Annotated in this window: 24 protein-coding genes and 1 tRNA gene; 9 read left to right on the top strand and 16 right to left on the bottom strand. The window is 71.3% G+C overall.

Going from position 1 to position 24,669, the window contains the following annotated elements; genetic code table 11:
* Positions 1–7: 7 nt before the first annotated feature.
* The 3 genes from JNB61_RS17210 to JNB61_RS17200 all read right to left on the bottom strand — a co-directional run bounded on the left by JNB61_RS17210 (position 8) and on the right by JNB61_RS17200 (position 2,239).
* Positions 8–361 carry a histone-like nucleoid-structuring protein Lsr2 gene (locus JNB61_RS17210; protein WP_159842947.1) on the bottom strand — a complete coding sequence of 118 codons (354 nt, stop codon included), beginning with the start codon at positions 359–361 and terminating at the stop codon, positions 8–10.
* 166 nt (positions 362–527) lie between these two features.
* On the bottom strand, positions 528–1,391 hold the full coding sequence (locus JNB61_RS17205) for a LuxR C-terminal-related transcriptional regulator (RefSeq protein WP_308291289.1): 864 nt from the start codon (positions 1,389–1,391) through the stop codon (positions 528–530).
* A gap of 248 nt (positions 1,392–1,639) precedes the next feature.
* Positions 1,640–2,239: a methylated-DNA--[protein]-cysteine S-methyltransferase gene (locus JNB61_RS17200; protein WP_220340431.1), complete on the bottom strand. Its 600-nt coding sequence runs from the start codon at positions 2,237–2,239 to the stop codon at positions 1,640–1,642.
* 211 nt (positions 2,240–2,450) lie between these two features.
* Between JNB61_RS17200 and JNB61_RS17195 the strand changes: the two genes are divergently transcribed.
* Positions 2,451–6,197: an AAA family ATPase gene (locus JNB61_RS17195; protein WP_222855532.1), complete on the top strand. Its 3,747-nt coding sequence runs from the start codon at positions 2,451–2,453 to the stop codon at positions 6,195–6,197.
* Complete coding sequence (locus tag JNB61_RS17190) at positions 6,184–6,402, top strand: hypothetical protein (protein WP_220292863.1); 219 nt, start codon at positions 6,184–6,186, stop codon at positions 6,400–6,402. Before JNB61_RS17195 ends, JNB61_RS17190 begins: the two co-directional genes overlap by 14 nt.
* A 61-nt stretch (positions 6,403–6,463) precedes the next feature.
* Here the strand turns inward: JNB61_RS17190 and mscL are convergent, their stop codons facing one another.
* Genes mscL through JNB61_RS17175 form a run of 3 tightly spaced genes read right to left on the bottom strand, consistent with a single transcriptional unit; the run spans position 6,464 to position 7,841 of the window.
* Positions 6,464–6,877, bottom strand: a complete 414-nt coding sequence (mscL, locus tag JNB61_RS17185) for a large conductance mechanosensitive channel protein MscL (protein ID WP_220340429.1) — start codon at positions 6,875–6,877, stop codon at positions 6,464–6,466.
* Between the two features lie 43 nt (positions 6,878–6,920).
* Entirely contained in the window at positions 6,921–7,223 is a 303-nt protein-coding gene (locus JNB61_RS17180; RefSeq protein ID WP_220292859.1) for an FmdB family zinc ribbon protein, read from the bottom strand.
* Between the two features lie 21 nt (positions 7,224–7,244).
* Positions 7,245–7,841 carry a 5-formyltetrahydrofolate cyclo-ligase gene (locus JNB61_RS17175; protein ID WP_159842961.1) on the bottom strand — a complete coding sequence of 199 codons (597 nt, stop codon included), beginning with the start codon at positions 7,839–7,841 and terminating at the stop codon, positions 7,245–7,247.
* Between the two features lie 93 nt (positions 7,842–7,934).
* Between JNB61_RS17175 and galU the strand changes: the two genes are divergently transcribed.
* From galU to JNB61_RS17155, 4 genes are all read left to right on the top strand, one after another.
* A complete protein-coding gene (galU, locus tag JNB61_RS17170; protein WP_159842962.1) occupies positions 7,935–8,822 on the top strand; it encodes a UTP--glucose-1-phosphate uridylyltransferase GalU in 888 nt (295 codons plus the stop codon).
* A gap of 23 nt (positions 8,823–8,845) precedes the next feature.
* Positions 8,846–9,475, top strand: a complete 630-nt coding sequence (locus tag JNB61_RS17165; protein ID WP_159842964.1) for a GNAT family N-acetyltransferase — start codon at positions 8,846–8,848, stop codon at positions 9,473–9,475.
* Positions 9,476–9,612: 137 nt separating this feature from the next.
* Positions 9,613–10,638: a large exoprotein gene (locus JNB61_RS17160; protein ID WP_220292855.1), complete on the top strand. Its 1,026-nt coding sequence runs from the start codon at positions 9,613–9,615 to the stop codon at positions 10,636–10,638.
* Positions 10,639–10,704: 66 nt separating this feature from the next.
* Positions 10,705–10,777 (top strand) — tRNA-Ala (locus JNB61_RS17155).
* A gap of 102 nt (positions 10,778–10,879) precedes the next feature.
* Here JNB61_RS17155 and JNB61_RS17150 read toward each other — a convergent pair.
* Positions 10,880–11,494, bottom strand: coding sequence for a TetR/AcrR family transcriptional regulator (locus tag JNB61_RS17150; RefSeq protein WP_220340428.1), 615 nt, complete (start codon positions 11,492–11,494; stop codon positions 10,880–10,882).
* Between the two features lie 95 nt (positions 11,495–11,589).
* On the opposite strand from JNB61_RS17150, the gene JNB61_RS17145 reads away from it, so the two are divergent.
* On the top strand, positions 11,590–12,303 hold the full coding sequence (locus JNB61_RS17145) for an SDR family oxidoreductase (RefSeq protein ID WP_220340427.1): 714 nt from the start codon (positions 11,590–11,592) through the stop codon (positions 12,301–12,303).
* 155 nt (positions 12,304–12,458) lie between these two features.
* On the opposite strand, the gene hemL is transcribed toward JNB61_RS17145, so the two are convergent.
* The 6 genes from hemL to hemE are packed head-to-tail and all read right to left on the bottom strand — an operon-like array spanning position 12,459 to position 18,655.
* Complete coding sequence (gene hemL, locus JNB61_RS17140; protein ID WP_220340426.1) at positions 12,459–13,775, bottom strand: glutamate-1-semialdehyde 2,1-aminomutase; 1,317 nt, start codon at positions 13,773–13,775, stop codon at positions 12,459–12,461.
* Complete coding sequence (gene hemB / locus JNB61_RS17135) at positions 13,772–14,749, bottom strand: porphobilinogen synthase (protein ID WP_159843006.1); 978 nt, start codon at positions 14,747–14,749, stop codon at positions 13,772–13,774. Before hemB ends, hemL begins: the two co-directional genes overlap by 4 nt.
* Positions 14,746–15,663, bottom strand: a complete 918-nt coding sequence (hemC, locus tag JNB61_RS17130) for a hydroxymethylbilane synthase (RefSeq protein ID WP_220291413.1) — start codon at positions 15,661–15,663, stop codon at positions 14,746–14,748. Before hemC ends, hemB begins: the two co-directional genes overlap by 4 nt.
* A complete protein-coding gene (gene hemQ, locus JNB61_RS17125; protein ID WP_220340425.1) occupies positions 15,660–16,343 on the bottom strand; it encodes a hydrogen peroxide-dependent heme synthase in 684 nt (227 codons plus the stop codon). Before hemQ ends, hemC begins: the two co-directional genes overlap by 4 nt.
* 55 nt (positions 16,344–16,398) lie before the next feature.
* The gene (locus tag JNB61_RS17120) at positions 16,399–17,604 is read right to left on the bottom strand and encodes a protoporphyrinogen/coproporphyrinogen oxidase (protein WP_220340424.1); all 1,206 of its coding nucleotides are present in this window, start codon (positions 17,602–17,604) and stop codon (positions 16,399–16,401) included.
* Positions 17,597–18,655: a uroporphyrinogen decarboxylase gene (gene hemE, locus JNB61_RS17115; protein WP_220340423.1), complete on the bottom strand. Its 1,059-nt coding sequence runs from the start codon at positions 18,653–18,655 to the stop codon at positions 17,597–17,599. The genes JNB61_RS17120 and hemE overlap by 8 nt, the downstream gene beginning before the upstream one ends.
* Positions 18,656–18,672: 17 nt before the next feature.
* On the opposite strand from hemE, the gene JNB61_RS17110 reads away from it, so the two are divergent.
* The gene (locus JNB61_RS17110) at positions 18,673–19,917 is read left to right on the top strand and encodes a glutamyl-tRNA reductase (RefSeq protein ID WP_220340422.1); all 1,245 of its coding nucleotides are present in this window, start codon (positions 18,673–18,675) and stop codon (positions 19,915–19,917) included.
* Between the two features lie 24 nt (positions 19,918–19,941).
* Here the strand turns inward: JNB61_RS17110 and JNB61_RS17105 are convergent, their stop codons facing one another.
* From JNB61_RS17105 to JNB61_RS17095, 3 genes are all read right to left on the bottom strand, one after another.
* Positions 19,942–20,751 carry a ZIP family metal transporter gene (locus JNB61_RS17105; protein ID WP_220340421.1) on the bottom strand — a complete coding sequence of 270 codons (810 nt, stop codon included), beginning with the start codon at positions 20,749–20,751 and terminating at the stop codon, positions 19,942–19,944.
* A 78-nt stretch (positions 20,752–20,829) separates the two neighbouring features.
* Positions 20,830–22,422 carry an AMP-binding protein gene (locus tag JNB61_RS17100; protein ID WP_220291400.1) on the bottom strand — a complete coding sequence of 531 codons (1,593 nt, stop codon included), beginning with the start codon at positions 22,420–22,422 and terminating at the stop codon, positions 20,830–20,832.
* A gap of 177 nt (positions 22,423–22,599) precedes the next feature.
* Complete coding sequence (locus JNB61_RS17095) at positions 22,600–23,676, bottom strand: Glu/Leu/Phe/Val dehydrogenase family protein (RefSeq protein ID WP_220291398.1); 1,077 nt, start codon at positions 23,674–23,676, stop codon at positions 22,600–22,602.
* A gap of 192 nt (positions 23,677–23,868) precedes the next feature.
* Between JNB61_RS17095 and JNB61_RS17090 the strand changes: the two genes are divergently transcribed.
* Complete coding sequence (locus tag JNB61_RS17090) at positions 23,869–24,666, top strand: methyltransferase domain-containing protein (protein ID WP_220340420.1); 798 nt, start codon at positions 23,869–23,871, stop codon at positions 24,664–24,666.
* Positions 24,667–24,669: the final 3 nt, after the last annotated feature.

Raw genomic sequence — 24,669 nt, 5'->3', positions numbered from 1 at the left:
GCGTGCGTCAGTGCGCCGCCTCGTAGGCGTCCATGACGGATGCCGGGACCCGGCCCCGCTCCGATACCTGATAGCCGTTCTGCTTCGCCCATTCGCGGACGCCGCTGTAATCCTGCTGACCGCTGCGGCGGCGCTTGCGTCCGGCGGAGGCGGCGTTCGACGTCGCCCGAGCGGACGACACGGTGCGCGCCGCGTTGGTGTAACGCTCCAGGGCACCGCGCAACGCGGCGGCGTTCTCGTCGGTGAGGTCGATCTCGTAAGCGACGCCGTCGAGCGAGAAGAGGACGGTCTCGCCTTCGCCGGCTTCCAAAAGGGTGCCGTCGATGTCATCGACGAGCTGGTGAACGATTCTGCGGGCCATAAGGGAACAATACGCCGATTTGTCGCCACAACCTATTGATCAATTGCGTTTCCGCGGGTGAATCATCATCGAGACCGAATAAAGGGCATCCGCCGGGAATTCGGACGCCACTGTCCGGCTTTTGGCCGCGCAGGGAGAATTCCGCGCGTGCCCGCGGCGCCGCAGGTCAGGGGAGGATGCCGGCGCGACGCGCGGTGACCACCGCGGCGTGGCGGGTCGAGGCGTCCAGCTTCGCCATCGCCGCCTGCAGATACGACTTGACCGTGCCCTCTTTGAGGTCGAGGGTCGCCGCGATCTCGGCGTTGGTCGAGCCCAACGCCGCGCACGCCAGCACGTCGATCTCTCGCGGCGACAGGCGCACGTCGAGTTCGACCGACGGCTCGGACGCGTCGTCGTGCGAGAGCGCGGCCAGCCGCTGCTCGAGGCGATCGAGGCGCGCGCGCAGCGCCGGGTCGTCGATGATCGCCGCGATGCTGCGCAGCTCGGCGTACGTCTCGCGCAGCTCCTCCCGGGTCGTCGCGGGCATGGCGGCGGGGGCGGCGCGAGTGGGGGAGAGGGTCAGCCGCCGCTGCACCTCTTCGCGGATGCGCAGTTCGCTGGAGAGCTCCTCGGCGACGGCGAAGGCGGGGCGGGCGACGACGTCGCCCACCGGCGATTCGGCCCATGACCCGCAGTAGATGACGCCGCGGGCGCGCCCGCCCACCATCACCGGAACCGCGAACAGGGTCGCGATGCCCTCGCCGAGCACCGCACGGTCGTAGTCGTGCGTGATGCTGCGCGACGAGCCGTAGTCGAGCGCGAGGCGGGGGCGCTTCTCGACGAGCGCGCGCCCGCCGAGGCCACGGGAGGCCTCCACGACGAGACCCTCGAGATTGCGGGTGCGGGCACCGTGGATCGACGTGACGTGGATCGCGTCGCCGAGCGCGAGTCCGCCGAACGCAACAGGGAAGCGGGTGCGGCGCACGAGCTCCGCCACCGCGTGATCCAGCGCCTGCGCGTCGCCGGGATCACCGCCGCCGTCCACGACGATGCGGACCCCCGCGCCCACGCGATCGGGGGCCGGTGCGCGATGTGGGAGGGACGCGCCCACGGCTACCTGCTTCCGGCGTGACGGCGTCCTCGCCGCCCTTTTTCGTAGCGTCGACCTTACCACTCGGGGTTCTCCACCCGGCGGGCTGCGCTCCCGCATGACAGTCAAGGCGAGGCCCCGCGAGCCGGCCGCGAGGGCCTCGCCGCGTGCGGGCGGCCTACACGCCCGCACGCCTTGACCCCTCCGCCTCAGCGCGTCGCCGCGCCGCGGCTGCGCACAGCCGAGGGCGCCGGGGGCACGGCCGGACCCTGTTCGAGGTCGATGAGGAACCTCTTGACCTCGGGCCGCCCGCCGTACTCGCCGAGGGAGCCGTCGGCGCGCACGACGCGGTGCACGGGCACGACCACGGAGAAGGGTGTGGTCGCACACGCGGTGCCGACGGCGCGCGCGGCGCGGGGGATGCCGGCGGCGATCGCCACCTCGCCGTAGCTGGCGGTCTCGCCGTAGGGGATGTCGCACACGGCCTCCAGCGCCGCGCGAGTGAATCCGCGGACGAGTCGCCAGTCCAGCGGAAGGTCGAACTCCTCCCGATCGCCGTCGAAGTACTCGTCGAGCTGTGCGACCGCGCTCTCGAAGGCGTCGGCGGTCTCGGAGGCGGCGGTGGCGGCATCCGTGTCGTCATCAGGGACCGGGAGGGCGCGCAGCTGCAGTGCGACGCGCTCGAGCTCGGCGTGCAGGGGGCCGTCGAAGGGATGCAGGGTCACGATGCCTTCGGCGGTCGCGACGATCAGGATGTCGCCGATGGGTGACGGATGGACGCGGTAGCGGGGCGGGTCATCGGGGGTCATGCGACCATCCTGGCGCGGGCGGCGGACGCCGTGACCGGTCGCCGTCGCGATCTGTGAAGAGTCCCGTCCGGATGCCGACGGTGGAGGAAGGGGCACTGCGAGGGCGGCCCCCGGAGCCGTCCAATACCGCGAAACTCAGGTCCATTGCAAGAGCCGCGCACACGTCGCCTTTAGGGTGGCACGTGTGTGGCGAGCAGAACGCAGCGCCGTGTTGGGCACAGGAGACGCCGAGCGCGGGTACGACGTGACCCCGGGTGATCTGGGTCTCGCCGAACCCGATGTCACGGTCGTCCACGTCGCCGAGACCGAACGCGACCGGCTCCGGCTGCAGTCCGCCGCATTGGGGGGCAGGTCCACTCTTCTTCACTTCGTGGACGGGCAGGACGCCGCGATCGAGATCACGAAGGCGCACCCCGGAAGCCTGCCGCAGTTCATCACGGGGCGCTCGACGCTGCTGTCGAACCTGTTCCGCGATGAGGTGGCGCTGCGCAACGCCCGCCTCGCGGCACAGAGCATCACCGCGAAAGACCAGGAGCTGCGCACGACCCGGGGCCTGGACACCGTGCGCCTCGCCGTCGGTCTCGCGACCTGGCGCGTCGCGGGGATCACGTGGAGCGCGCCGGTGCTGCTGCGGCCGCTCGCGATCCGGCGCCACCACGGCGACTTCGAGCTCAAGCTGCACGGCACGTTCGTGGTCAACCCCGAGCTGATCCGTGCGATGCGCACGCACTTCGGCATCATGATCGACGCGGGCGGCCTCGCCGCCCTCGCGTACGAGGGCGGCGTCTTCAAGCCGCAGCCGGTGATCGACCACATCCGCGCGCTGACCGCCTCGATCGACAGCTACGCCGTCAAGCCGCGCCTGCTGGTGTCCACCTTCGCCGACATCGGCGGCGACATGGCGCTGGACGCATCGGACCTCGACCACCGGGTGCTCAACGCGCTCGCCGGGCACGTCGCCGACCGGGAATCGCTCACCATCCGCCGCGACGGGCCGGAGCCGACGAGCCCCGACGATCGTGCCCCTGCCGCCGACATGCTGCTGCTCGACGCCGACTCCGAGCAGGAGCGCGTGCTCGCACGCATCGCCGACGGCCAGTCCCTCGTCATCCACACGCTGCCCGGCACCGGCGGAACGCAGACCGTCATCAACGCGGTCGGCGCGCTCGTTCGCGACGGCAAACGCGTCTTGGTGGTGAGCGCACGCCGCTCGACCCTCGACGGCGTGCGGCACCGCCTCGCGGGCATCGGACTTCCCGGCCTCGCCGTCTCGCCGGACCGCCTGCAGCGCGACCTCATCCGCGCGATCGGCCGCAACGAGAAGGCCGAGGCGCCCAAGGTCTCCGACATCGACGACGCGCTGGTGCGGCTGCGGAGCGTGCTTCGGGATTACCGCTCCGCCGTCACGGCGAAGCATCCTGATTTCGGAGTGTCGGTGCTCGACATCCTCCGTGAGCTCGCCGAACTCGCGGAGCGAGGCGTCGCCCCCACGACCGAAGCGCGTTTCGACGCCGACGCGCTGGCGAGCCTCGCCACGACCCGGGAGGAGGCGGCAGCCAAGCTCTCGGCGGCCGCGCGCCTCGGCGAGTTCCGCTTCGGACCCGACGACTCGCCCTGGTACGGCGTCACGTTCGCGACGGTGGAAGAGGCCCGCGGCGCCCACGCGCTCGCCGGCAAGCTGCACCGCAGCGATGTGCCGACGCTCCTGGAGCGCGGCTACGAGCTGATCGCGCAGACACGCATGCGGCCGTTCCAGACCGTCGCCGAGCTCGGCGTGTACCTGCGCCTGCTGCGCGGCATCCGCGACTCGCTCGACAAGTTCAGCCTCACCGTCTTCGAGCGTCCCCTCGCCGAGCTCATCCAGGCGCACGCGCCGCGTCGGGACGCGCCGGAGATGAACGGCGCGAACCGGCGGCGCCTCCGGCGCCTCTCGCGCGAGTACCTGCGACCCGGCGTCCACGTTCCCGACATGTACGAAGCGCTGGTGCGCATCCAGCAGCAGCGCACCGAGTGGCAGCGCTATGTCGACATGGGCGTCACGCCCGAGGTTCCTCTGGGTCTGGGCGACGTGCAGGTCGCCTGGCAGCGTGTCGAGGCCGAACTCGGCGAGCTGGACGCGGTGCTCGGCCGCACCGGCTCCGAACGCCTCGCGACGCTCCCGGTGAAGCAGCTCGTGCGCACGCTCGCCGGCCTCGCCGCCGATTCGGACGTGTTCGACAACCTCAAGGAGCGCGCGACGCTGCGCTCCGAGCTCGCCGCGATGGGCCTCGAGCCCCTACTGCTCGAACTGTCGGTGCGGCACGTGCCCGAAGACCAGGTGGCGGCCGAGCTCGAATACGCGTGGTGGCAGTCCGCCCTCGAACTGCTGCTGCGCACGGACCGTGCCGTGCTCGGTGCGAACACCGCCGTCGTCGACCGGCTGGAGCGCGACTTCCGGCTCGTCGACGAAGCCCATGCCGCAGCATCCGGTCCGCTTCTCGCCGCCCACCTCGCGACGCAGTGGCGGATCGGCATCGTCGACCACCGGTCCGAGGCCGACGCGCTCAAGCAGGCGCTGAAGCGCGGAGCCATCACCCCGGCGGAACTCGCGACGGTGGCCCCCACGCTCTCGCGCACGCTGGCTCCGGTATGGCTCGCCTCGCCCTACGAGGTTCCTCGCATCCCCGAGGCGGTCGCGTTCGATGTCGTGGTGGTGGCGGATGCTGCGGCCCTCTGTCTCGCCGAAGCATCACCGGCGCTCCGCCGGGCCGGGCAGGTCGTCGCCTTCGGCGACCCGGTGACGCAGAAGCCGACGCCGTTCCGCGTCTCGGCGGGGTCCGCGATGTCGGCCGCCGTGCCGCCGCCCACGATCAGCGGAAGCGCCGCACCCTCGGAGGCCGAGGAGGACGAGGTTCCGTTCGACGGGACGAGCGTGTTCGAGCGTCTTGCGGAACTGCTGCCCGTCGAGACCCTCACCCGCAGCTACCGGGCCGGTGGCGAGGACCTCGCCGCGCTGGTCAACGACGCGTTCTACGGCGGCGAGCTCGTATCGCTGCCTTGGGCGGGGTCGTACCTCGGCCGCGGCAGTCTCGCGGTCGACTACGTCGAAGGCGGCCACGGCACGCCCGACCCCGTCACGGGGGCCGTCGAAAGCCCGGACTCCGAGGTCGCCCGTGTCGTGACGCTCGTCATCGAGCACGCCGTCAACCGCGGCAGCGAGTCCCTCATGGTCGTCACCGCGAGCGTGCGGCACGCCGAGCGCATCCGCGCGGCCGTCGAGGCCGCGTTCGCCGGCAGATCCGACGTCGCCGACTTCGTCTCGCGCGACACCGCCGAGCCGTTCGCGGTGCTCACCCTCGAGGAATCGGTGGCCGAGAGCCGAGACCGCGTGATCTTCTCGCTGGGCTTCGGACTCACCAAGCACGGCCGCGTCCTGAGCGACTTTGGCGACCTGTCCTCGCCAGACGGTGAGCGGCTGCTCACCGTCGGCATGACCCGCGCCCGGCGGTCGATGGTCATCGTGTCGTCGATCCGCCCGTCGGCGTTCGACGACGGGCGCCTCGAGTACGGCGCCGCAACGCTGATGTCGATCCTGGGGAGCATCGCCGCCCGCTCCCGCGATGCGCGCCTCGAAGACCTCGCCGACCCCCTCACGCGCGCTCTGGCGCGCGAGCTGCGCCGTGCGGGGCTCTCGGTCGATGTGCACTACCGCGGCCTCCTGCCCCTTGTCGCGCAGTACGACGGCAAGGCCGTCGTGGTGGAGAGTGACCCCGAGACCATCGGCGAGTCCCTGCGGGAATCGCTGCGGCTGCGTCCGCAGATCCTGCGGCGCCTGGGCTGGCACTACGTGCGCGTGCACTCGTTCGACCTCTACCGAGACCCGGCCGACGTCGCGCAGCGCATCGCCGCGATGCTGGGCGTGCCGCCGGACGCCCCCCGGGTCGACAACGAGACCCAGCCCATCGATGTCGTCGAGTGACCGGCAGCGGATCGAGCGCGTCGCAGGCTCCCGTCGAGCGAAGCTGACCCCTGCGCCGGGAACCACGGCCGAGCCGATTCCCGCCGACGAGAAGACGACGGATGCCGCGCCCCCGGCCGGCCGCGAAGGCCAGGGGAACGCGGCATCCGATGCACCCGGTCCGAACGACGAGCGCCTGCGGCGCGACGTTCCGCCGCACTATTAGACCGGGGAACCCATTCTTCTGGCCGGTCCGAGGGCACGCGAGGCTGGGCGTCGAGTGGCGGTCAGGACCGTTGCTTCTCCAGCAGGTCGCGGATCTGCACGAGCAGCTCCTGCTCGGTGGGAAGCTTCGGCTCCTCGTCCGCCGCGCTGACGCCCGCCTTCGCGGCGGCGCGCTCCTTGATGTGGTTCATCGGGTAGACGAACACGAAGTACACGACGACCGCGACGGCGAGGAAGTTGATGATCGCGCCGAGGATCATGCCGAAGCCGAAGAAGACCTGGTCGCCGTTGTAGTTGGTGACCGTCCAGCCGACCTTGTCCAGGCTGCTGGCGTTGAAGACCAGTGCGATGAGGGGATTGATGAGTCCGTTGACGATGGCGTTCACGATCGCCGTGAATGCGGCGCCGATGACGACCGCGACCGCCAGGTCGATGACGTTGCCGCGGAGAATGAACTCTTTGAAGCCCTTGATCACGTGTACCCCCTGGGTGTCCTCCCGCGACTGGGGCGCCGGAGGATCAGGCTCCGGACGACGCGGGCGAGGCCTTCGCCTCGGTCTTCGATGATGTCGAAGTCGACGAGGACGCGCCACCCGAGGCATCCGTCCCGCCGCCCGATCCCGAGCCGGCGGACTTCTTCTCACCCGCGCGGGAATCGGTGCGGTAGAAGCCCGAGCCGTTGAAGGTCACGCCGATCGAGCCGTACTCCTTGCGCAGCGGTCCGCCGCACTCCGGGCACTCGGTCAGGGTGGGGTCGGCGAAGGACTGCACCGCGTCGAAACGGTGACCGCACTGCTTGCAGGCGTAGGCGTACGTGGGCATGGTTCTCTCGGTTTCGGACTGTCAGCGCCGCGTGGGCGCGAGGGTGATGGTACGCGTGGGCGTGACGACGCCGGTGACGGGCTGGTCGAGTTCGTCGCTCGGCAGCTCGTCCACGAACTCCGAGTCGAAGACCACCGCATAGACGGGAGGGCACCGCTCCATCGACCCGAGGGTCTTGTCGTAGAACCCGCGTCCCCAGCCGAGGCGCATCCCGGTGCGGTCGACCGAGGCGGCGGGGATGACGAGGAGGTCGACGTCGTTGACCGCGATCGGCCCGAGCAATTCCCCGACGGGCTCGGGCAGTCCGTACATGCCCTCCGCGATGTCGCCCTCGGGCGTGGCGACCGCCCAGTCGAGCAGGCCATCGGCTCGCGTGACAGGAAGGAGGACACGGATGCCGCGGGCCACGGCATCCGCCACGAAGGAGCGCGTGCCGGGCTCGGACGTGGTCGACAGGAAGCACGAGATCGAGCGGGCACCGTGCTCAGCGACGAGGGCGTCGAGCTGCGCATGGATGCCCGCCTCGGCGGTCTCGCGGGCCTGCGGCGAAAGGCACTGGCGGCGTTCGCGGAGCTCGGCGCGCAGGGCGCGCTTCGCATCGGCGATGGCGTCGGACATGGTGTCGATTGTAAGTCGTGGAGCCTCAGCCGGCGTCGAACGGTAACCTGCGTGACGCATGAGCGTGCTCCAGCCCTGGCTAGAGTGGCTTTCATGACGCACAAGCCCTTCAAGGCCGTGATCCCTGCTGCCGGACTCGGCACTCGATTCCTCCCTGCGACGAAGGCGATGCCGAAGGAGATGCTCCCCGTCGTCGACAAGCCCGCCATCCAGTACGTGGTCGAGGAGGCCACGCAGGCGGGCATCGATGATGTCCTCATCATCATCGGGCGCAACAAGAACAACCTCTCGAACCACTTCGACTCGGTGCCCGAGCTCGAGAGCAACCTGGCCAAGAAGGGCGACCAGGAGAAGCTCGAGAAGGTGCAGCGGTCGAGCGACCTCGCCGACATCCACTTCGTCCGCCAGGGCGAGCCCCGCGGCCTCGGCCACGCGGTGCTCCGCGCCAAGGCTCACGTGGGCGACCACCCGTTCGCCGTCCTGCTCGGCGACGACCTCATCGACGAGCGCGACCCGCTGCTCACGACCATGCTCGAGCAGTACGAGCGCACCGGCGCCGCCATCGTCGCCCTGCTCGAGGTGCCGGAGGATTCGATCCACCTGTACGGTGCGGCGGCGGTCGAGACGACCGAGATCGATGGCGTCGTCAAGGTCACCGGCCTGGTCGAGAAGCCGGCCAAGGAGGACGCGCCGTCGAACTACGCCGTGATCGGCCGATACGTGCTCTCGCCCGACGTCTTCGGGATCCTCGAGCGCACCGAGCCCGGCAAGGGCGGCGAGATCCAGCTCACGGACGCCCTTCAGGAGCTCGCGGCGAACCCCGACGGCCCGGGTGTCTACGGCGTCGTTTTCCGTGGCCGTCGCTACGACACCGGAGATAGGGTGGACTACATCAAGGCCATCGTGCAGCTGGCGGCCGATCGCGAAGATCTCGGTCCCGCGCTGCGTCCCTGGTTCAAGGATTTCGCGGCGAACCTCTGACGCCGCCCGTTCGAGGGGGTCTCGTGGATCTGTCGACTCCCCGCAGGCACGGCTCGGTGGCGATCCGGCTCGTCCGCCAGCGCGACGCGCGCGTGCTGCAGAACGAGCTGCTCTCCAACCGGGGCTGGCTGCGACCGTGGGAGGCGACGAGCCCCGACGGTCCCGTGTCGTTCGACATGCGCGTCGGCGTCCGCCGGCTTCTGCAGCAGTACCGTGACGGCGTCGGGGTGCCCTTCGTGATGGAGTCCGACGGCGAGATCGCCGGCCAGCTGAACGTGTGGGGGATCGCTCGCGGCTCGTTGGCCTCCGCCACGATCGGGTACTGGGTGAGCGAGCGCTTCGCGGGCCGCGGCATCACGCCGACGGCGGTCGCGCTCGCGACCGACATCTGCTTCTCGGAGCTGCGCCTGCATCGCATGGAGATCTGCATCCGTCCGGAGAACCGTGCGAGCCTGCGCGTCGTCGAGAAGCTCGGCTTCCGCTACGAGGGGCTGCGCCGCCGCTTCATCCACATCGATGGCGACTGGCGTGACCACTACGCGTTCGCCCTCGTCCGTGAGGACGTGCCCGAGGGTGTGCTGCAGCGCTGGATCTCGGGTCGTGTCCCGCAGGACGCGGCGACGGTTCCCCCCGCGGACCGGCTGCACGCGTAGGGCGTCCGGTTGCCGAATCCCACTCCCGCCGACGGGCGGCCGTGCATAGCCGTGCCTGGCCACGCCCGAAATCCGTCTTGCGTGACACGCGGACGGATACGGGGGACACCGCCGTCCGGTCGCCTACCGTGGTGACCATGGGCGGGCAGGTGTGGGGTGGGGGAGTCATCGTTCTCGTCGCCGTGGCCTTGTGGCTGGTGTACCTGCTGCCCTCCTGGCACAGCCGTCGTCAGTTCGACGCGGCCGAGCGCAACGCCGTCCGCCTCAATCAGGCCCTCCGAGTGCTCGCGGAGACGAGCGAGACGCCCGAAGAGGTGCGCCTCGAGCTCAACGCCCGCACCGCGGCGGCCCAGCAGAAGCTCGCGAAGCGCGCCCTCGCCGAGCGCGAGCAGGCGGCGCTCGAGGGCGCGCGCGTCGATCTCGAGATCGCCCGGGCCGAGCGTGAGGCGGCCGAGGCCGCCGCCCGCATCGGCGTGGAGCGTGCGCGCACCGACCGCGTCGCCGCCGAGGCTGCCGCACGCGTCGACCTGGAGCGCGCCCGTGCCGAGCGGGCCGCGGCCGCCGCGGCCGCCCGCTCCGATCTCGCCGCGGTCCGTTCTCTCCCCGCCGCGCGCCGTGCGCGCGCCCGGCGCCGGTTCCGGCTCGCCGCGACCTTCGCAGGCGTCATCGGGCTCGGTCTCGCAGCCTGGGGCGTATACGAGACGATCACCTCCGGTGCGCAGACTCTGATGTGGGCGGGTGTCGGCCTGGTCGCAGCATCCGTTCTCGTGCTTCGCCGTCTCTCACGCGTCGCCGCGCGTGCCGCAACGCGGACGACGGATGCCGCGCCCCGCCGCATCGGGGAGGTGCAGGACGTCGCCCTCGAGCGCGAGCAGCGCGAATGGGCGCCGCGCGACCTTCCCCGCCCGCTCACGGCGTCGGCGGGCTCGCGTGCGGCCGCGGTGCTGGATGGCGAGGCCGCCCGTGCGGCGTTGCGGCAGGCCGCCCTCGAAGAGGCGATGGCGGCCCGCGCCGCCGCGCAGCAGCCGCCCTCGATCGACGTCGCGCGCACCGCACGCGCGGCCGCTGCCGAGTCGGAGTACGCCCGCATGGGGTACGTCGACGACGCCGAGATCGAGGCGCACGTGAGGCAGTTGCTGACCCGCCGCGCGGCAGGCGAGTAGGCCTCTCGCGGGGCCTGCGCCGATTCGGAGCGCCTGTCCAACCGTGATAGTGTTTTCGAGGTTCAAGGGCCTGTAGCGCAGTTGGTAGCGCGCCTCGTTCGCATCGAGGAGGTCAGGGGTTCGATTCCCCTCAGGTCCACCCAGACGAGAAGAACCCCGGTCGGCTACGACCGGGGTTCTTCTCTTGCGAGCTGGTCCCCGCCGATGCGGGCGCGGGCACCGTATCGTCTGCTCTGCGTGGTCATGAGTGCTCTTCTCGTCGAGTGGGGTCTCCCCTGGATCGATCCGAGTCGATCAGGAGCCGCACGCTGCGTCTGCTCTCGGCGAGGAGGGACTCGCGCAGCACCGGATCGTCGATTGCTCGCGCAAGCTGCAGGCTGCCGATCAGCAGTGCGAGCCGGCTGAGGACGACCGCGTCCTGAGCCGTCGTGGGGAGTCCGGCGAGACAGCGGAACGCGTCGATCATCCGGCGGGCGGCACCCGTGTAGCGGCTTCGCACTCCGGGGGCCGAGCGGGCTATGTCGCTGAGCAGCGCTGCCGACACGCAGCCACCGGCCAGATCGTCGCGGTGTCGGTCGGAGAGATACCCGTCGATCACCCGCTCCAGGCCGTCGGGCAGCGCGGCGGCGTCTTCGAACACCTGCGCCTGCCGCAGCACCTGCTCGGCGACGACCTCGCCGACGAGGTCCTCCTTCGAGTCGAAATGAGCGTAGAACGCGCCGTTCGTCAGGCCCGCATCGCTCATCAGCGACGCCACCCCTGCGCCGTCCAGCCCGTCGCGGCGGAACCGCCGACCCGCCGTCTGGAGAATCCGTTCACGGGTCTGCGTCTTGTGGTTTGCCGGATACCGAGCCATGCGTCGTCACCTCCTCGTCCGTCCAGTAATAGTATTACGATCATAATTTAATCAAGAGTGCCGGTGAGATCGGCGCAGTGAAGGAGAAGCAAGCGATGGGTATTCTCGCGGGAGCGGTGGTCCTCGTCACCGGAGCGAACGGCGGGCTCGGGACGGAGTTCGTGTCCCAGGCGCTCAAGCGAGGCGCGGCCAAGGTGTATGCCACGGCGCGCACACCTCGCGCGTGGGACGACTCGCGGATAGTGCCGCTAGCGCTCGACATCACCGATCCGGCCTCGGTCGATGCGATCGCACGCGCTGCGTCCGACACGACGGTGCTGGTGAACAACGCGGGCGCATCGCCGCAGCACTCGGGGCTCTTGGTCGCGACCGATGAAGAGCTGCATCAGGTGTTCGAGACGAACTTCTTCGGCCAGGTGCGAATGATCCGAGCCTTCGCCGACACCCTCGCCACCTCGTCGACGGGCGCCGCGGTCATCGACATGCACTCCGCGCTGAGCTGGCACGCCGGGGCCGGCAGCTACTCGGCCACCAAGGCCGCGTTCTGGTCGGCCACGAACTCCCTTCGCCTGGACCTCGCTCCCCGCGGCGTTCACGTCGTCGGCGTGCACGTCGGCTGGGTCGATACCCCGATGGCTGCTGGAGTATCTGGCCCCAAGACCGACCCCGCCGAGGTCGTCACCGCCGCCTACAACGCACTCGACGACGGCACCTTCGAAGTTCTGGTTGACGGAGTCAGCGCCCGCGCGAAGGCAGGGCTTGCCGTCCCCATCGAGCAGATGTACCCGCAGTTGGGCGAGTACCGGTAAGCCAGCGGTCCTGCGTCGTTGTGCTGGACGCCGCTTGGACGGCTACGTCGCGGCGGGTGCGGCGCAGGCCCGCACGGTTTTGCTGTGATCGAGCACCGAGCTGGGGCGCATTCCGCCTAGCCGAGCCCGCCGGCCGGGCGGCCGGTGGACCTCCGTCAGTCCGGCTCCGCCTCCGCTGCCGCACGGGCGGCGGCGGGAAGCGCCTCGACGATGCGCGCGACCGCGCCGTCGTCGTGCGCGGCGGAGACGAACCACGCCTCGAACACCGACGGCGGCAGCGAGACACCCTGGGCGAGCATCGCGCGGAAGAACGGCGGGTAGCGGAAGGCCTCCTGCGCCTTCACCGTCTCGTAGTCCGTCGGCGGCTCGGCCGCGAACTGGATCGAGAACAGGTTGCCCGAGCGCTGCACGACGTGCGTGACGCCGGCTTCGGAGAGGGCGGATGCTGCGGCCTCCGCGATCGTCGCGGCCGCGCCGTCGATGCGCGCATAGGCGGCGGCGTCGAGGTGATCGAGGGTCGCGCGACCCGCGGCGACGGCGAGCGGGTTCCCGCTCAACGTGCCGGCCTGGTAGACCGGGCCGAGTGGGGCGAGCAGCTCCATGAGCGCCGCAGGGCCACCGATCGCGGCCAGCGGAAGCCCGCCGCCCACGACCTTGCCGAACGTGATGAGGTCGGGCGAGAACGGCACCGGGTCGATGCCGTACCAGCCGGCGGGACCGACCCGGAAGCCCGTCAGCACCTCGTCGAGGATGAGCAGCGCTCCGTGCTCGTGCGCGATGTCGGCGAGGGCCGCATTGAAGCCTTGCGCCGGCGGCACGATGCCCATGTTTGCGGGCGCCGCCTCGACGATCACGGCGGCGATGTCGTCGCCGCGCGCCGCGAACACCTCGCGCACGGCGTCGAGGTCGTTGTAGGGGATGACGAGCGTCTGCGCCGCGATGGGGGCGGGAACACCCGCCGAACCCGGCATCGCGAGCGTGGCGACGCCCGAGCCCGCCTCGGCCAGCAGGCCGTCGGAGTGCCCGTGGTAGTGGCCGGCGAACTTCACGATGAGGTCGCGCCCGGTCGCGCCGCGCGCGAGGCGGATCGCCGTCATCGTTGCCTCGGTGCCCGTGGAGACGAGGCGCACCCGCTCCACCGGCTTTGCCTCGCCGTCTCGCGAGACGCGGGCGGCGATCAGCTCGGCCAGCTCCGTCTCGCCCGGCGTCGACGCGCCGAAGCCGAGACCGTGGGCCGCGGCATCCTGAACCGCCTCCACGACGGCGGGGTGGGCGTGCCCGAGGATGGCAGGACCCCACGATCCGACGAGGTCGACGTACTCGCGCCCCTCCACGTCGGTGACGTACGCGCCGGCGGCCGCCACGAAGAAGCGCGGTGTCTCGTGCACCGAGCCGAAGGCACGCACCGGCGAGTTCACCCCGCCCGGCATGGCCTCCCGCGCGCGGGCGAATTCCTGTGCGTTCGTCGTCATCGGATCCACTCCGCAAGCTCCAGGGCCCAGTAGGTCAGCACGGCGTCGGCACCGGCCCGGCGGATGCCGATCACCGACTCCTCGATCGCGCGGCGGCGGTCGATCCACCCGTGAGCGGCGGCCGCCTCGATCATCGCGTACTCGCCCGACACCTGATAGGCCCACACGGGGACGGGGCTCGTCGCCGCGGCATCCGCGAGCACGTCGAGGTAGCTCATCGCCGGCTTAACCATCACGATGTCGGCACCCTCGGCGATGTCGAGATCGAGCTCGCGCGCGCCCTCGCGTCGGTTGGCCGGGTCTTGCTGGTACGTGCGGCGGTCGCCCTCGAGCGACGACTGCACGGCCTCGCGGAACGGGCCGTAGAAGGCCGAGGCGTACTTCGCCGCATAGGCCAGGATCGGGGTGTTGCCGTATCCGGAGTCGTCGAGGGCATCGCGCACCGCGGCGACCTGGCCGTCCATCATGCCCGACAGGCCCAGCAGCTGCGATCCCGCTTCGGCCTGCGCCACGCCCATGTCGCGGTAGCGCTCGAGAGTCGCGTCGTTGTCGACGTAGCCCTTCGCGTCGAGCACGCCGCAGTGGCCGTGATCGGTGAACTCGTCGAGGCACAGGTCGGTCTGCACGACGAGCGCGTCGCCGGCCTCGGCCACCGCGATCCGGGTGGCCACGTTGAGGATGCCGTCGGGGTCGGTCGCGCCGGAGCCGGTGGCGTCCTTGTGCTCAGGCACGCCGAACAGCATGATGCCGCCGATGCCGGCGGTTGCGGCATCCGTCACCGCCTTCTTCAGACTCTCGGTCGAGTGCTGGACGACACCCGGCATGGACGAGATCGGAACGGGCTCGCTCGCGCCCTCACGGACGAACAGCGGCAGGATGAGCTCTGCCGGATGCAGCCGCGTCTCGGCGACGAGTCGCCGCATGGCGGGGGTCGCGCGCAGGCGGCGCGGGCGGTCGGCCGGGGTGTAAGTCACGGGCGTTCTCCCGTCAGGCCGGCGGCACCGGCATCGAGCAGTTCACGGGCGACGGATGCCGCGACCTCGCGCGACGGGTCACCCTCGTCCGCGGGCCACACCGTGGCGTGCGACGACGTGAGGATGGTCGTGCCGTCGAGGCTGTACACGCTCGCCGAGAGCAGGAGTAGGCCGGCGTCGACGACGGCGCGCGCGCCGACCGGGGCGGAGCACCCGGCCTCGAGGAGGGCGAGCACCTCGCGCTCTGCCTCGACGGCGGCGCGGGTCTCGGTGTGGTCGAGCCGGTCCACGAGGCGTTCTTCGCCCAGGCGCACCTCGACCGCGAGAGCGCCCTGCCCGGGGGCGGTCGGCCACCGGTCGGGGTCGAGGAACTCGGTCACGACGTCGGTGCGGCCGATGCGGGTGAGTCCGGCGGCGGCGAGGATGACGGCATCCAGCTCCCCGCTCGTCACCTTGCCGAGGCGTGTGTCGACGTTGCCGCGGATGTCGACGACCTCGAGGTCGGGGCGGCGGGCGCGCAGCTGCGCCATACGGCGGGGGGAGCCGGTGCCGACGCGGGCTCCGGCGGGAAGCTCGTCGAGCGTGAGCCCGTCGCGCGCGATGAGGGCGTCGCGCGGGTCCTCGCGCGCGGGGATGGCCGCGACGACCAGCTGGTCGTGCGGGGCCGTGGGGAGATCCTTGAGCGAGTGGACGATGACGTCGCACTCGCCGGCGAGCAGCGCGTCGCGCAGCGCCCCGGTGAAGAGCCCGGTACCGCCGGCGCGTGAGAGCGGCTCGTTCGAGCGGTCTCCGTCGGTCGTGATCGTGACGAGCTCGGTCGTGACGCCGTACGCGTCGGCCAGGTCGTCGGCGACCATGCCGGTCTGCGTCAGCGCGAGCGTGCTGCCACGCGTGCCGATCCGCAAGGTGGTCACGCCAGCACCTCGGCGATCTCGTCGAGGCCGATGCGGCGGCCGGTGTAGAACGGCACCTCCTCGCGCACGTGGCGACGGGCCTCGGTCTGGCGCAGATCGCGCATGAGGTCGACGAGCTCGACGAGCTCCGGAGCCTCGAGCGCAAGGATCCACTCGTAGTCGCCGAGGGCGAAGCTTGCGACGGTGTTGCTCAGCACGGAGCGGTGCGCGGCGCCCTTGCGGCCGTGGTCGGCGAGCATCTGGCGTCGCTCGTCGTCGGGAAGGATGTACCAGTCGTACGAGCGCACGAACGGGTAGACGGTGAGCCAGGCCCCCGGGTCCTTGTCGCGCATGAACGCGGGCAGGTGGCTGGCGGTGAACTCGGCGTCGCGGTGCACGCCCATCGCGTTCCAGACGGGAACGAGGCTCGCGAGCGGCTCGCTGCGGCGCAGCGTGCGGAGCGCGGACTGCAGCACCTCGGGGGCGATGCCGACCCCGGTGAGCCAGATCATGAGGTCGGCGTCGGCGCGCAGGCCCGACACGTCGTAGAACCCGCGGACCACGACTCCGGACGCCTCGACCTCGGCGACCGCGGCGGCCAGATCGCCGGCGGGGGCCGGCGCGGAGGAATCCCGGCGGAAGACGGCCCACAGGGTGTAGCCGAGGGTTTCAGTGGGGGAGCTCGCCGCGACGTCGGTCATGCGTCTATCTTTTCACCCTGCGGGTGTGCCGTTTCCGGGTGCGCCGTTTCAATCCTCAGTCGGCGAGGAGTTCAGCGGCGGTGCGCTCGGCGTGGGCGACGATGCCGGCGAGCCCGGAGCCCGCCACCGTCTCCCCGACGACGGGGACGTCGGGAGGAACGACGGATGCTGCGGCCGGCCGCACCCAGAACACCTGTGCCGCGTCGACCACGACCGGCAGCCGCACACCGAGAAGCGTCTGCGCGTCGGCGACGGCGGCGGCGAACGGGTCGGCGGGAGTCTGGTCGTAGGAGAGCCGGACCACGTGGCGCCCGGCGGCGGCCTCGCGGAGCCACTCCCACTTGGCGGTGGCGTGGGTGAGCGCGCGGGCGCCCACCGGCGCCCCGGCGGCCACGAGCAGTCCGGTGCCGCGGGGCGCGGCATCCAGCTCGTCCTGCTCCACGACCAGGGTCACCAGGTCGATGCGGCGACCGGGAGAAGCGGGCGACGCCACCCCGGGTGCTGCGACGACCACCGTGCCCTCGAGCACGCCGAGGTCGTCGACCCTGGCGCCGAGCCGGATGTCGCCGCCGAGGCGCTCGAGGTCGTCGGCGAGAGCCGGCACGAGGCGGTTGATGCCGCCGCGGATCCCCGCGACCGCGGCACCCGGGGGAGCGGCTGCGCGCAGGCGCGCGACGCCTCCGCTGAGCGACCCCGCGCTCACGACGGCGTCGGCGAGCCCGGGGTGGGCGCGTGCGACCGGCAGCTCGTCGGGGTGCTGCGAGTGCACGCCGTGCACGACCGGGGCGACCAGCCGGTCGAGGAGCTCCGCACCGTGGCGCTCGCGCACGAGGGCGCCGAGCGTCCGCGGCACCGCGCCGACCGGGCGGGCGTCGAGCTCGGCGGCACGCTCGGCGGAGGCGACGCCGACGACCCGCACGACGTCGGCTGCGAGCGGATCCGCCGGGATGCCGAGCAGTGCGGTGGCAGGAAGCGGCACCGCATCGCCGGTCACCGGCTGCAGCCACGCCGGTCCGGGGGCGGGTGAGACGATGTCGTCGGCGAGGCCGAGCTCGGCGAGCAGTGCCTCCACCGCGCCGCCGCGCACCGCGAAGCTCTCGGCGCCGGCGTCGAGAGCGAGCCCGCCGACCTCGTGCCGCACAACCGTGCCGCCGAGGCGATCCGATGCCTCGAACACCGCCACGGAGGCGCCCGAGGCGGCCAGCCGGCGGGCGACGACGAGCCCGGCCACTCCGCCGCCCACGACGGAGAAGTCAGCCATGCGCGTGCACGAACTCCACGATGCGCGTGAGCACGGCCGGGTCGGTGTCGGGCGGGACGCCGTGTCCGAGGTTCACCACGTGCGCGCGCGCGGCGCGGCCGCGCTCGAGCACGTCGACGATGTGCGCTTCGAGCACCGGCCACGGCGCGCGCAGCAGCGCCGGGTCGATGTTGCCCTGCACTGAGACGTCGGGTCCGACCCGGCGCACGGCCTCGTCGAGCGGGAGGCGCCAGTCCACCCCGACCGTGTCGACGCCGACGTCGCGCATCGCGGCGAGCAGCTCGCCGGTGCCGACGCCGAAGTGCACGAGCGGTACGTCGAGGTTGCGCACGCCATCGAGGGCCATCGCCGAGAACCGGGCGACGTGCTGCGTGTAGTCGGCGAGGCTGAGCGAGCCCGCCCACGAGTCGAACAGCTGCCCGGCCGACGCACCCGCCTCGATCTGGGCGGCGAGGAACGCGCCGGTGATGTTCGCGCACCAGGTCAGCAGCGCGGCCCAGGTCTCGGGGTCGGAGTGCATGAGCGCGCGCGTCTTCAGCTGCTCCTTCGACGGGCCGCCTTCGACCAGGTACGACGCCAGCGTGTACGGCGCGCCGGCGAAGCCGATGAGCGGCGTCGCGCCCAGTTCGGCCACCGTGAGCGCGACGGCGTCGCGGATGGGGGCGAGCGCCGCGGGGTCGAGCGGAGGAAGGGACGCGACATCCGCCGCCGTCCGCACCGGGTTCTCGAGCACGGGACCCCGCCCTGCGACGATGCGCACGTCGACGCCCGACAGGCGCACGGGGATCACGATGTCGCTGAAGAAGATGCCCGCGTCGACGCCGTGCCGGCGCACGGGCTGCAGCGTGATCTCGCTTGCCAGCTCGGGGTTCAGGCAGGCGTCGAGCATGTCGGTGCCGACCCGCAGCTCGCGGTATTCCGGCAGCGATCGACCCGCCTGACGCATGAACCACACCGGCGTACGAGCCGGCCGTTCGCCGCGGTAAGCACGTATCAGCGCGGGGGGATCGTTTCTCTGAAGGACGGAAGGGTGAGAGTCATGCAACGACACACGTTAAGATTAGGTCTGTGCTCCTCTGTCTGACCGCGAACCATCGGAACGCGAGCCTCGACATCCTGGAGCGTCTCTCGGTGGGGGCGCCCACAGCCACGCGCGCCCTCGTGGACGACGAGATCTTCGTCTCCGGCGCCGTCGTGCTGGCCACGTGCAACCGGTTCGAGGCATATCTCGACATCGATGAGCCGCTCACGGGTGGTGAGGCGGTCGCCGCCGAATCGGTGATCGAGGCGATGGCCGACGCATCGGGCGTCGCCGTCGATCTGCTGCGCGCGTCGGTCGCGGTGCACCAGGGGGCGGATGCCGCGGCCCACCTCTTCGCGGTCACCAGCGGTCTCGAGTCGATGTCGGTCGGCGAAGACGAGATCTCGGGTCAGGTGCGTCGCGCTCTCGACGCCGCCCGCGCCGAGGGCATGACCTCGAGCGAGCTCGAGCGCCTGTTCCAGAAGGCGACCCACACCAGCCGCGGCGTGCGCAACCGCACCCAGCTGCGCGGAGCACACCGCTCGCTCGTGCGTCTCGCTCTCGAGCTGGCCTCCAGCCGCGTCGCCGAGTGGGCCGCCGTCAAGATCGTGCTCGTCGGAACCGGCAAGTACGCCGTCCGCACCGTCGAGGCGCTGCGTGCGCGCGGTGCCGGCGACATCCACGTCTTCTCGCCGTCCGGTCGGGCCGAGGCCTTCGCCGCGCAGCACAGGCTGATCCCGGTGTCGGATTTCCCGGCGGAGGTCGCCGCGGCCGACGTCGTCATCACCTGCACCGCCGCCGCGGTCGTACACGCCGACGCGTTCACGCCCGGCCACCGCGTGCTCGTCATCGACCTCGGCCTCCCGCGCAATGTCGATCCCGCCGTCGGTGCGGTCGAGGCGGTGGAGCTGCTCGATCTCGAGACCATCCGGCTGCACGCGCCGCTCGCCGAGTTCAGCGCCCACGCCGACGCGCGCGCGATCGTGGGAGATGCGGCCACGGAGTTCCACGCCGACCGCGAGGCCGGTCCCGCGATCACGGCGTTGCGCAGCGAAGTGCTGAAGACCGTCGATGCCGAGATCGCTCGGGCGCGCTCGCGTGGCGCCGGCGACGAGGTCGAGGCCGCTCTGCGCCACCTGGCCGGTGTGCTCTTGCACAAGCCGTCAGTGCGCATCAAGGAGCTCGCGGTCGAAGGACGCATCGACGAGGCCCGCGCCGCGCTCGGGCTGCTCCACGGCCTGTCGGTCGAGTCGCCCGACGCTGCGGACGACGACCTCTGGGCCACCGCGTAGGGCGTCGATCCCGATCTGCCGGGCTCAGGCGAGCTCGTGCAGCAGGAAGGCGGCCAGGAAGCCGATCGTCGCCCAGAGGCCGGTGAGCGCATGCTGCTCGTCGAACGCCTCGGGGATCATCGTGTTGCACACCATCGCGAGAAGGCCCCCGGCGGCGATCGTCGTGATGAGTGCGATCAGGCTCGGCGAGGCCGACTGGAACGCCACGTAGCCCAGCACCGAGGCCACGACGGTGACCAGGGCGATACCGACCCACAGCTTCGCGACGTAGCCCGCGCTCGAGCCGCCGCGCTTGAGCGCCGCGGTCGAGCCGAGTCCCTCGGGGAAGTTGCTGATCGCGATCGCCGCCACGATCGGGATGCTGATGCCGCCCTGCAGCACCGACAGGCCCATGACGATGGACTCCGGGATGCCGTCGATCAGCGCGCCGACCGCGATCACGAGTCCCGCTCCGCTGACCGCCTGCGCTCCCGCGCGACGGGCGACGATGCTCGCCGAGACCTGGTCGCCGTCGGAGTACTCGGTCGCCGAGGTGTCGATCTGAGGCGCAGCGGCGGCGGGCTGCTTGCTGCGTCGCGAGATCAGCTGGTCCGCGACGATGTACAGGATCGCGCCGCCCAGGAACCCGACGGTCGTCGGCACCAGCCCGCCGTCGGCCGCCGCCTCCTCGACGAGCTCGAATGCCAGCGTCGAGATCAGCACGCCCGCGCCGACGGCCATGATCCCGGCGACCACGCGCTGCGGGATCTCGACGAACCACGCGACCGCGGCCCCGACGAGCAGCGTGCCGCCGCCGATGAGGCCGCTCAGCGCCGCGAGCCACAGTCCTTCCATGGCGCCAACCTAATGCGGGAGGACACGGATGCCGCGGCGAAACGCGTTCGCCGCGGCATCCATTTCCCGTCCGAGGAGTCAGACCGCGGCGGTCTCGCGGGCCCGCAGGTCCTTGCGGAGGATCTTGCCGGAGCTGGACTTCGGAATCGCGTCGATGAACTCGACGCGGCGCACCTTCTTGTGCGGCGCGACGTGCTCGGCCACGAACGCCATGACCTCGTCCTCCGTCAGCCCGGAATCGGGAGCCGCGACGATGAACGCCTTGGGGATCTCCTGCTTGTCGTCGTCGAGTACACCGATGACCGCAGCATCCATCACCTTCGGATGGCCGAGAAGGAGAGCCTCGAGCTCGGCGGGAGCGATCTGGTAGCCCTTGTACTTGATGAGCTCCTTGACCCGGTCGACGATCGAGAAGTAGCCGCCCTCGTGGTACACCGCGATGTCGCCGGTGTGCAGGAAGCCCTCGTCGTCGAGCGTCTCAGCGGTCGCCTCGGGCTGGTTCAGATAGCCGAGCATGACGTTCGGTCCTTTGACCCACAATTCGCCCGGCTTCGTGACGCCGTCGGGGCCGACCTCGGTGATCTCCTCGCCGGTTTCGGTGTCGATGAGCTTGTTGAGCGTGTTGGGCAGCATGACGCCGACCGAGCTCACCGGGATGTCGTCGCGGTCGACCGGCATCGCGTGCGAGACGGGGCTCAGCTCGCTCATGCCGTACCCCTGCATCATGCGGGCGTTGATGCGGCGCCCGGCAGTCTCGGCGGTCTCGCCGTCGAGTGGAGCCGCGCCCGAGAACACCGTGTGCACGCTCGAGATGTCGAACTGGTCGACGATCGGGTGCTTCGCGAGGGCGACCGCGATCGGCGGCGCGATGTAGAGGTACGTGCACTGGAACTTCTGGATGTTCGTGAGGAACTCCACGAGGTCGAACTTCGGCATCGTCACGAGACTCGCGCGCTGGCGCAGCGCGAGGTTGAGCAGGACCGTCATGCCGTAGATGTGGAAGAACGGCAGCACCGCCAGCACCCGGTCGGTCTCGGCGAGGTCGAGCGCGACGCGGCACTGGGCGACGTTGGCCACGAGGTTGCGGTGCGTCAGCATGACGCCCTTCGGGACGCCGGTCGTACCCGACGAGTAGGGGAGCACCGCGATGTGCGTCGCGGGATCGAACGACACCTCGGGGGCGGGCGCGCCCTCGCCGAGCAGCGCCCGGAGGTTCGGGTGGCCGGAGGCGCCGTCGAGCACGATGACGCGGTCGTGGGGGATGCCGACGGCCTCGGCGGCGGTCGACGCCTGGGGGAGCAGGGGGCTCACGGTGACGAGCCACGTGGCCCCGGCGTCCCGCAGCTGCTTCTCGATCTCTGCAGCCGTGTACAGCGAATTGACGGTGGTGACCGTGGCGCCCGCGCGGAGGATGCCGTGGAAGACGGTGGCGAACGCCGGGACGTTCGGGCACAGCAAGCCGACCACCGTATCGATTCCGACGCCGCGCGCCGCCAGCGCTCCCGCGAACAGGTCGATCTGCGCGCGCAGCGCGCCGTACGTGGTCTCGGCCCCGGTCGCGGGATCGATGAGCGCGATGCGCCCCAGATCCTCGTCGCTCAGGCTCGCGAACAGGTAGTCGTAGATATCGAGTTCGGGGATCTCGATATCTGCTTCGGGACTGGTGAACACCGGATCTCCTTCGATCGGGCGGCATGACGGTCGTCGTCGGCGGGCCTCGGCCCTGCCGTGCGACCATCATGCCACCCTGATCGAGGAATGTGGAACCCGATCCCGCACACTGTGGAACGCAGTGTCAGGAGCGCAGCGCGCCCGGCCATCCCCTCCGCTGACCGGGCGCGTGCCGGTTCAGTGCGTCAGCGCGGGCTGACGGCCGCCGGCGGCGAGGCGTTCGGCGGCGAGCCCCTCGGCGGCCTCCAGCGGCGTCACACCGCGGGCTTCCGCCTCGTCGAAGATGCGGCGTACGGTGTCGCCGATCTGGCCGACGCGGTCCATGATCTCGGTGCGCGTGCCGAGGTGCTTCGCCTCGAGGTCGAGGTAGATGACCCCGCCCGCGTTGACGACGAAGTCGGGGGCGTAGAGGATGCCGCGACCGGCCAGGCGTGCGGCCCCGCTGTGGTCGGCGAGCGGGTTGTTCGCGGGTCCGCACACGGCCTTCGCGTCGAGGGCGTCGATGACCTCGTCCGTCAGGAGCCCGCCGATGCCGGCCGGCACGAACACGTCCGCGGGGACGAGGTGCTCCTCGCCCGGGGCGATCCACTCGGCACCGAGCTCGGTCGCGAGGTCGCGCTTGGCGGGATTGACGTCCGTCACGGTGAGGCGCGCGCCCTCGGCCGACAGGCGCACCGCGAGTCGGCTGCCCACCTGGCCGAGGCCAGAGATCGTGATGCGGCGACCCTCGACGTCGGCGGTTCCCGTGACCCGCTCCAGCGTCGCACGCAGCGACTCGTACACGCCGAGGCTCGTGGGGCCGGCAGGCTCGCCCGAGCCGCCGACGGCGTCGGGCAGGCCCACGACGTGCTCGGTGCGCTCGCTGACGACGAGCATGTCGTCGGTCGTCGAGCCCACATCCTCGGCGGTGCGGTACAGGCCGTGCAGCGACTCGACGGCGTCGCCGAGGTCGAGGAACGCGGCGCGCCGACGGTCGGGGTCGAGCGTCGTGCCGGGAGGCAGGGCGATGACGGACTTGCCGCCGCCGGCGTCGAGGCCGGCTGCGGCGTTCTTGAGCGTCATCGCGGCCGAGAGTCGCAGTGCGTCGCCGAGGGCGTCGCTCCAGTGCGGGTACGTCCACAGTCGTGCACCGCCGAGGGCGGAGCCGAGCACGGACGAGTGCAGCGCGACGGCGATGAACAGGCCGCTGCGGCGGCCGGTGATCACCTCCACCCGCTCGTGTGCGAAATCGGGCAGGGGCAGGGTGTGCGTCATCGCGGTTCTTCCTTCGGCGGGCCTCGTGGGCAGTGCGCTGCGAACGCCGCGGCGTTGCGGCATCCGTACTCATTGCACACCGATTCTGCGAATTGTTCAACTGTGTGCGCGGAGCGCGGGCAGATTGCGCTCTCGTCCGGGCGCGTTCTGCGCAGGCCTCAACAGTGTGTGCGTCGTCGATAGCATCGACGAATGCCGGACGCCTACACCCACGGACACCATGAGAGCGTTCTGCGGTCGCACCGCTGGCGCACCGCCGAGAACTCCGCGGCGTACTTGCTGCCGCACCTTCGGCCGGGCGTCTCGATCCTCGATGTGGGCAGCGGGCCCGGCACGATCACCGCGGACCTCGCCGCCCGCGTCGCACCCGCTCGTGTCGTGGGGACGGATGCCGCGGCCGACGTCGTCGCGCAGGCCGCCGCCGAGCACGCCGGCTCGAATCTGTCGTTCGAGGTGGGCGACGCCTACGCACTGCCGTACGAAGACGGCGCCTTCGACATCGTGCACGCGCACCAGGTGCTGCAGCACGTCGATCGGCCCGTCGACATGCTGCGCGAGCTCGGCCGCGTGGCCGGGCAGGATGGCCTCGTCGCTGCACGCGACGTCGATTACGAGGGCGTGATCTGGTACCCGCTCATCCCGGCGCTCGACGAGTGGCTGGCGCTCTATCTCGCGACGCACCGCAGCGTCGCGGGCGAGCCCGCCGCCGGGCGGCGCCTCAAGGCGTGGGCGCAGGAGGCGGGGCTCACCGACATCCGCGCGACCGCGTCGCTGTGGCTCTTCGAGGACGAGGCCGACCGCGCGTGGTGGGGCGGGATGTGGGCCGACCGCGTGCTGCAGTCGGCGTTCGCCGATTCGGCGCGCGGGACCGGTGCCGACGACGCGCTGCTGCAGCGCATCTCGGACGGCTGGCGCGAGTGGGCGGCGGCCGACGACGGCTGGCTCCTCATGCCCCACGGCGAGATCCTCGCGCGCGGACCGCGTCGTTAGGCT

The sequence above is a fragment of the Microbacterium ureisolvens genome (assembly GCF_019511645.1).
Classification (GTDB): domain Bacteria; phylum Actinomycetota; class Actinomycetes; order Actinomycetales; family Microbacteriaceae; genus Microbacterium; species Microbacterium ureisolvens_A.
This window is presented reverse-complemented; position numbering and strand designations above follow the sequence as displayed.